Below are 920 nucleotides of genomic sequence, written 5' to 3'. Positions count from 1 at the left end.
TGTTTGGACCGGAGACATCGCGAACAGGTGTGCGAGGACATCGCGAACAGTTTGGCGCGCTTTGCGCCGGGAGGTTCGGGATGCCATTCGAGGACACGAGCGCGATGAAACAGAAGCTGGAATTTGTCAGGTTGGCGAGCGCGCCGGGAGCGAATGTGAGCGCGTTGTGCCGGCGCTTTGGGATCGGTCGGACCGTGGCTCACAAGTTGATCGCGCGCTATCGGACGGAGGGCGAGGCCGGGCTTTTGGAGCGTTCGCGCCAACCGCTCTCGAGTCCCAGGCGCAGCGCCTGGGAGGTCGAAGCAGCGGCGCTTTCGGTGCGGGCGGCACATCCGGCCTGGGGCGGGCGCAAGATCGCCCGGGTCCTGGCGCGCCAGGGGATTGGCTGTCCGTCGCCCTCGACGGTGACCGGCATCTTGCGTCGCAACGGCGTCGAGCTCGGGGCGCTGGGCGGCGGGGCAAAGCCCTTCATCCGCTTCGAGCACGAAGCGCCCAACGATCTGTGGCAGATGGACTTCAAGGGTCATGTGCCGTTGCGCGCCGGGCGCCTGCATCCGCTGACCGTGCTCGACGACCATTCGCGGTTCTCGATCGTGCTGTCGGCCTGCTCCGACCAGACCACCGAAACCGTGAAAACGCGCCTGATCACGGCCTTCCGCCGCTATGGCCTGCCCTTTCGTATCGCCACCGACAACGGCCCGCCTTGGGGCGATGGCGGCCGCAACGACTTTACCCTGCTCGGCGTCTGGCTGATCGAAATCGGCATCGCCATCGGGCATTCCAGGCCGTATCATCCCCAGACGCTGGGCAAGGAGGAGCGCTTTCACCGCACGCTCAAGGCCGAGGCGCTGCAGGGACCGCCGTTCGAGAACCTGGCGGCGGCCCAGCGGGCCTTCGACCGCTGGCGCCACATCTACAAT

General features: G+C 66.7%; 1 protein-coding gene. It reads left to right on the top strand.

What is annotated here, in order from left to right; all coding sequences use genetic code 11:
* Positions 1–80: 80 nt before the first annotated feature.
* Positions 81–920 (top strand): IS481 family transposase (locus tag NKH90_RS34605; protein WP_352823809.1); only part of this gene is annotated, 840 nt, incomplete at its 3' end.

It is taken from the genome of Mesorhizobium sp. M0898, from assembly GCF_040319695.1.
Lineage (GTDB): Bacteria > Pseudomonadota > Alphaproteobacteria > Rhizobiales > Rhizobiaceae > Mesorhizobium.
This window is presented reverse-complemented; position numbering and strand designations above follow the sequence as displayed.